Annotated in this window: 3 protein-coding genes (1 of these 3 only partly in view); 1 reads left to right on the top strand and 2 read right to left on the bottom strand. The window is 43.9% G+C overall.

Features of this window, described 5'->3' with window-relative positions:
- Positions 1-428 precede the first annotated feature (428 nt).
- Positions 429-7031 (top strand): pectinesterase family protein, encoded by a 6603-nt coding sequence (locus KUA49_RS03095; RefSeq protein ID WP_218413370.1) that lies wholly within the window; start codon positions 429-431, stop codon positions 7029-7031.
- Positions 7032-7166: 135 nt separating this feature from the next.
- On the opposite strand, the gene KUA49_RS03090 is transcribed toward KUA49_RS03095, so the two are convergent.
- Positions 7167-7433, bottom strand: coding sequence for a hypothetical protein (locus tag KUA49_RS03090; RefSeq protein WP_217765293.1), 267 nt, complete (start codon positions 7431-7433; stop codon positions 7167-7169).
- Between the two features lie 33 nt (positions 7434-7466).
- Positions 7467-7837, bottom strand: the 3' end of a protein-coding gene (locus tag KUA49_RS03085) for a Tex family protein (protein ID WP_218413369.1). The gene runs 1762 nt beyond the window's last position; only the last 371 of its 2133 coding nucleotides appear in the window; its start codon lies beyond the right edge, outside the window — the gene reads right to left on this strand; its stop codon occupies positions 7467-7469.

The following is a 7837-nucleotide window of genomic DNA, read 5'->3' as shown; positions in this document are numbered from 1 at the left end:
ATGTGAATACGTCAAATTCTGAAACTGAAGTAAAGACGAACAACAGCAATGTTCCTATCAAAACAACAGATGGTCAAGCATTAAGTTTTTTCTTAACGAATACAAGTGTTGACAATAGCGCAAAACAAGAAGATAAGAGGGGATGGGATTATACAAACTTAGTAACAATAGGCTGGATGAGAGCTGGAAAAACTGTTCAAGCTCAAGTTAGAACATCTAAGCTTAAACATGTTAGTAAAGTTACATTTGTACAAGCGTCAACAAGTACGCCAAGCGGTTGGGGATTAAAAGTTATTGGTGATAAAGGAGAAGAAATTATCAGCAGCACCGCTTTAAAACAAAAAACCGGAGAGAAAATAACAATTGATGTCAATCGGAACAATGTCCAACTCGTTTTCTATAATATAACAGATAAAAATTACTGTTTTATGACCTCTTTAGAAATCTATGGCAATGTAGAGGTAAAAACCAATTATACCGTAACCTATTATGATACAGATGGAACAACAAGTTTGGGTTCAGAAAGTATAACAGCTAATTCTAATCTGAAATACAATACAGAATATACAAATCAAGTCAAGCAAAACGTTCCATCAGGAAGTGCTTTCCGTGGCTGGTTTAATGAAACTGGCCCTTCTGCAGAAAAAGTTGCAGAAGGTACAACGGTAGATATGGACCTTAACCTGTACGCCAAAGTTACCCCTATAGAAACTGCAACGGATGGCAGCGAATATACCTACAACCTTACCAAAAACAATTTCTATCAGGAAGACCATGAACTGATTGAAATTAATGGAGGTCAATATCATAATGATGGCTGGTTATTCGAAAACGAAGGTACCATCCTGCTACAAGTGGCAAAGAATGCTCACATTGAAATGACCACAAGCACAGGAACTACTACCAGAGACTATACGGCTGGTGTACCTACTACCCTAACACTCGACATACCAGCAGGAACTGTAGTGAAAAACTTACAGGTTAAAAACTACATCCCTGTCTATGTATCATTTGATTTGAAGAACAATCAGGGTCAATGCCCTGAACAGATTTTATGTGAGCCATTGACAGGTAAGGCTACGTTGCCAAGCAACAATCTGATTTATCGTGAAGGCTATACCTTTACCGGATGGACGGATGCCAACGAAACGAAGATTTACCAAGCAGGAGAAGAAGTTGTCTTCACCGAGAGCACAACCCTCCATCCTAAAATGGTACAAAATACGATTGACATCACAGATACCAATACCCCACTAGCGGTATCATGGGATTTCGATCATACCAAGGCACCAGCTCTCAGTTCCGGAAAATGGTCGTCAAAGACTATTCCATATACCCATACCGTAACTATCGAAAATGAAAAACGAGATATAACGCTGATGATGGATGTCACCACCAGCGGTGCCAAGATTGAAAATACAGACTCGGATATCAATGGCTTTCCTGGCGAAGGCGGTCAGTTTAACAATGGCACCCAATTCTCTTTGCCTGCTGTTTATGGCATGACACTCACCATCAATGCATCTACAAAAGTGGATAGCCGTTTCAATATTTCTACAAACTTTGGTACTGCCGATGACGATGCTAAGGTTACGGTAAGCGATGGTACAAATAATATCGATGGCGTAATCTCTCAAGATAAGAAATCAATTACATTTACCTATAACGGAGATGCGAAGAATATAAATATACATATTGTACAGGCTGGTATCAAAGACAAGACATGGGGCTTCTTCAAGAACATCAGCGTTACTTATCCTGTATTGCCAAATATTGTTCTATCGAAAACCATTTCAAATGTAGACAAGGACAAATTTCCAAATGAAAAGACCGAAAATGCAGGTACTGTTGAAATAACAAAGAAAACTGTTGAAGGCAATATTGGAAACCGATATAAAGTAGGTGATGTAGTAACCATTTCTGCCACTCCAGATTATGGCTACGATTTTCAGGAATTCAAAATCGGCGAAACAACAAAAGCAACTTCTTTCGATTATACCGTAAAGGATGGCATCAATAACATAGAAGCCATCTTCCTGCGCAAAGAACTGCACAAGGTAACAATCAAGCCATCAGATGCCAAGCTGGGTTCTGTATCCCTCACTCCTCATTATGATAATTTCTATCAGGAAATATGCGAAGAAGGAAGCAATGGAAAACCGGGAAAGATGATTCAGATAGAAAGCTGGTACACTCCCGGTACAGAAGTAACGGCTAAAGCTGAAGCTGCAGCCAATTACCGTCTGGAGTATTGGAAGAAAGATGGCGATGAAACACAGTACAAAGGTGATAACCTGAAATTCACCATAGAAAATCAAGACGAAACTATCACCGCCCATTTTGCCATAGGTCACAAGGGAAAAGTTATTTTTGACTACGGCGGCACCCGAGTGAACGGAGAACCGGAAAAGGCTGGTTACAAGAATGCCGTCAGCCTGCCGCTTCCTGAAATCAAAGATGTTCTCTCCTTCACCATCCCAACCAACTACACCTTCTTCAAAAGTGTAGATGAACAGGGAAAGCAGAACGAGAAACAATACACCCTCGACCACTGGGTAAATAAAGCCAATCCTTCCCAGCATCCTTATGAACCGGGCAATACCTATTCATTTGAGGAAGAAAACGAAGTCCTGACCCTCGTCCCTGTTTTCAAGGAAAATCCTACCACACAAGACAACCGCATCAACAAACCGGTAATCCGCTACGACTTCAGTAGAAAGGTGAAGGAATATGAAGACCCTACTTCAGGAACCACCCGAAAAGTTTGTGCTCCCTATGTGGATATCAAAAAGAACCAGAACATCTTCTGGACGACAAAAGCATATACCAACGTTCGCAAAGGTGGTGAGGACCATCCCCACTGGCTCGACGTTGCTCTATGGTGCAACACGGGCAAAAATGGCTATATCCGAAACGAAGACTTCGACGACTGGTGTGCCTTCGGTCCTGGTACTACATTCTGGACGGCAGCAGGAACAGGAACCCAAATATCAATCCTGTCGTACTCCAAAATCACATCAACCACCATTGATGGCGTAGTGCCGACACTCAACAGAGAACGTACCAACCTAGAACGCCAAAAAGCCGGACTTCCGACGCTCGAAGAAGAGGAACAGGGCAAAAGCGTTAAAGCCTACATGTATGTATACAGTTACACCACCATCAATTCTGATGTACGCGTACCTATTATTATAGGGGATGACTACTCTTACTACCAGTGGATGGAAATAGAGATGCAGGCTGCCAACTGGGTGACTCTTCATACCAAAATAGATAATGAAGCACACGGCAGGCTCGAGCAACCAGAACTTGTCATCACAGGAGAAGGACATGAAATCTCGAATATGGAAGATGGCGGCTATGCCTTCCACAGAGGAGAACGCATCAAACTGACTTTCGACCGAAAAAAAGGTTATGAACTGGATAAGATTGTTAACTTAGATGACCTGGATGAAGACGGGGAACCTGTTGCCGTACTGAAAAAGACGGAGAATGGCTATTGGAGTATCACCGAAGATAACAAAGATGTCTTCACGGTAACAACTTCCGAGAACTATCCGGATAAAAGAAATGCTTATTGGGCAGAAGACAACATCCGTACAAAATACGAAGTGGAATTCGACATCACTGCCCATCATAACCTGCAGGTTTGTTTCAAGGAAAAGGACAAAACCTACCACATTACTTACAATGCAGGAGATTACGCTTCAGGTACATCACCCGAAGCTACCTGGGTGGAAGAAGGCGACTTGTTTGAAATTCCAAGAAACACCACCCTTTATTACGAGGGAAATACGCTGGCTCATTGGGAAGACAGCAAGAGAGACGTATACCAGATTGGCGAACGTTATCCTGCCAAGGCAAGCAACCTGAGAATGTTCCCGGTATTCGAACCAAACAAGTTTAGTCTTCTCCATCTCAACAGGGAAGCTACGGCAACCTGGTATTTCACCCAAGACGATGATGCCCCAACCATCAACTACCAGAAAACATCGGGCTTTCTCGTTACACAACTTAAGATGACTGCAGCCGAAATGGAAGAGACTGCCTGGATTGATGTGAAAATCGACCTCGATGCAACTAAAGGTAAATTTGACAATACCACAGACAGAACCGAACGAATACAGATTAATGAAGGTTCTGTCATCGCATTTACTGCTACCAAAAAATGCAAAGCTGTATTGCAAACTACCGAAAGCAATAAGAAGGTAAAGATTGCGGGAGAGGAAAAGACGCTTGTCAATAATCAAGCAGAAGTAGTATGGAAAGGTGAAACGTCGGAACAGAAAGTGGAATTCCTGGAAGAAAAAACCTATAGCAAGAGTTTCAGCGTAACCTATTTTCCACAAGAAGAAGGAACACTGGCAGAAATCAGCTCTTTAACTTGCAATGGAAAAAAATATGAAAACAAACAGCAAATAGAGGAAGAGATTGGCAAAAATGGCTACCTCACCTTCTACGCCTCTCCTTGGGAAAACGATGAAAAGATGCCTGTCATCACGGGTACGGCTACTCTGGAAGGAACGGTGGAAGCCACTGAAGCAACCGTGCTCACGAAGGAATGCATCGTAACGGTGAAAAATAAAAACGGAGTAACCGTGGAGACTTATCCGGTGAAATTCGAATTCGATGGTAAGCCAAAGGATTATCCTTTGTGCGAATCGATTACCATCAACGGAAAGACATATAACGAAACCACCATCAGCCTGGACAATGTTGCCAAAAGCGGTGTCATCAGTTTTAAGTTCAACCGCACGATGAAGGCAGTTGGAAGTTCTACCCAAGCCGGCAAGGAACAGCAATTCAAATACTGGAACCATCCTGCCGGAGAAACCATTCAGATAGCATTCAAGCCTGAAGATGGTATATTCAAGGACATCTATGGCATGATCTGCCAGCAACCGATATCCATTACGCTCCATATCACCAAGGAAGAAAACAGTTATGAACATCATACTTTCGACTTCATCGTTGGTGCAGAAGGCTACGGCGATATGGACGAAGCCATCAGAGCTGCCAATGGAAAGGCGGAAGGAATGAGCTATAACAATACAAAGGCAGACGGACAGCGTTACTATATCTTCGTTCCGGATGGTGACTATCCGCTGACAGGAAATACCACCATTTCATGCAGTACTGACCCAAAGGATGCACCTAAAGATGAAAAGGGTGAGCCAAAGACCGACATGAACGGACAGAACAATGGTATGACGGAAATCGTAAAGTCAAATATCTCGCTGATCGGACAAAGCAAGGAAGGGGTAAGGATATGGAACCATCCTATCGTGGAAGGCATCGGATATACCGCCACCATCAACCTGCCAAAACTGGAAGGTAAGACGATTGAAGATTTCTACGTACAAGACCTCACCCTGGAAAATAAATTCAACTATTGGGGGTCTATGTCAGAACAAGATGCCAGCGGTGCCGGACGTGCTGTCGTCTTCTGCGACCGAGGCAACAGAACGGTGATGAAGAATGTGGCACTCCTCAGTTGGCAGGATACTTATTACTCCAATAACTCAAATGCCAACTATCGTGGCTACTTCGAGGGTTGCGACCTGGCAGGTGTGGTTGACTGGATTTGCGGCAACGGCGACATCTGGTTTGAAAGATGCAACCTGATTCATCGCGACCGTACAGGAAACAATATAGCTGCACCTAGCACCGAAGTAGGTCAGGAATGGGGATATGTATTCAACAACTGCAATATCAAGGTAGAAAATGAAGATCCCCTCAAGTTCAAGGACCAGGATTGGACGCTTGCCCGCCCATGGAACAATTCACCGGCATGTACATTCATCAATACCAAGATGTATACCCAGCCACGCAAATATGGCTGGACCAAGATGACTGCCGGTCTCAAGCTCCGATTCCATGAATTCAAGAGCATGGATGGCTATGGTAATCCGATTCCATTGGAAACCCGTTCGCTTGCCGCCTGCACTCCTGCCCCAGGTTCCGACGACTGTATCCTCACTGATACAACCGGCTATAATATCCGCAATGTGATGAGTGGTACGGATGCCTTCGAACCTCAAATTCTCTGCCGACAGATTGATGCCCAATCCGGCTTGCAATCAAATAAAAGCAGCGAAGAAGAGGTAGAAAAAGAAAAGACCGAACCGAAGAACCATATCGTGTGGGAAGATAAAATCACCATCAACGACAACCTCCTGCAATGGGAACCGATGCCTGAGGCGCTCTGCTACTTCCTTTTCAAAAAGAATGAGGAAACAGGCAAATGGATCTACAAGGAGAATACGATAGAGAACCAGATCAATCTCAACGACTATGGCAATGGCTACTACTGTATACGTGCAGCCAACCAGCGTGGTGGATTGGGAGCAGCCACCAAGGAGATGCAATATGTGATAACAGACCCTTATAAACTGGAAATCAAAAAGGTGGGAGAATTTAAGGAAAATGGTGTTGACTATGGTTGGTCTACCATCTGCCTGCCATTCAATGCCAAGGTTCCTGAGGAAGTAACGGCGTATGCTGCTACAGCTAACAATTCCCAGGACGAGACGACCAAGGTTTCTGACCTCACCATGACGCTCACGCCAGTAGAGGTCATCAATGCCGGCAAGGGATATGTGGTTTACGGACCAGTAGATAAGCATTCCTTCCATCCTACTTCGATGGAAAGTAGTAATGCAACTATCCTGAAGGGTAACCCAACCTCAACGGATATCCCTGTAGAAAACAACAAGGGTTACGTCTTGTCATACAAGAGCACCTGGGGCATCGGCTTCTACAAATATGCCGGTTCCACCCTAGCCGCTTACCGTGCCTGGTTGCCAAAAGAAATGGTAACAAGCAGCAACCAGGATAATCTGGCACTTGGCAAGCAAAACATCCACTTCGTCTTTGCCAAGGGCGAGGATACTGCCATCCACAACCCTATCATCTGGCAGAATGATCAGGAAGATGACAAGTACTATAATCTCTCAGGACAACGGGTAGAGACGCCATCAAAGCCAGGCATCTATATCTCGAAGAAAAAGGGAAAAAAGATTATCAGATAATCTCTTATTAAAAAAGAGAGATGAAAACTACATCGTAGAAATAAGATAAAATGCAAAGAGGCACGCTTCGTTTTTTTGAAGCGTGCCTCTTTTTTATATTCTTATAGGATAAATCTATAAATTATAAACTATAAACTATAAACTATGCATCATCCCCTCCAGCTTCTCCTGCGCCTCCCGCATATCTCTTTCGAAATTCACATGGTCGAGAAGGAATTCCTTCCTGCCTTGCGAAAGAAGCTGATAAAGCTGGGGATTCATCCCCTCTACATATTGCGAGATGGCATACTCGATGTCATCCCGCTGCGTAGGATTAGTAGAATATTCAAACACCCGAAGTTTCTGGTGGATGAAGCAATAGGCCGACTCGATGCAATCGGCAGTAATCTGATGATTATCCATATTCCCTCCTGTTACTTCCTGTCATTCTTCCTATCACTTCACACCTTTCATCGACAAGGCGATGCGCTTGCGCTTCAAATCAACCTCTGCCACACGAACCATCACATGCTCATGGAGTTTTACCACTTCGCTCGGATCCTTGATGTATCGGTTGGACATCTGAGAAACATGAACCAAACCATCGTTGTGAACACCTATATCAACAAAGGCACCAAACTTGGTAATGTTGGTAACGATGCCTGGCACCACCATGCCCACCTGCAAATCCTCGATGGTCTTGATGCTCGCATCAAACTCAAACTTCTCTACCTCACCACGAGGGTCCAGACCTGGCTTGTCAAGCTCTGCCATGATATCTGTCAAGGTAGGCATACCCACCTCGGCAGTTACATATTTCTTAATGT

Origin of the sequence: Segatella copri (assembly GCF_019249655.2) — a bacterium.
Classification (GTDB): Bacteria; Bacteroidota; Bacteroidia; order Bacteroidales; family Bacteroidaceae; genus Prevotella.
Note: the sequence above shows the minus strand (reverse complement) of the source record. Positions and strands in the feature narration are given on the sequence as shown.

Bases quoted from the DNA above. Each gene is read 5' to 3' on its own strand.
- KUA49_RS03095 (WP_218413370.1), top strand. From the start codon at position 429: ATGACCTCTTTAGAAATCTATGGCAATGTAGAGGTAAAAACCAATTAT.
- KUA49_RS03090 (WP_217765293.1), bottom strand. From the start codon at position 7,433: ATGGATAATCATCAGATTACTGCCGATTGCATCGAGTCGGCCTATTGC.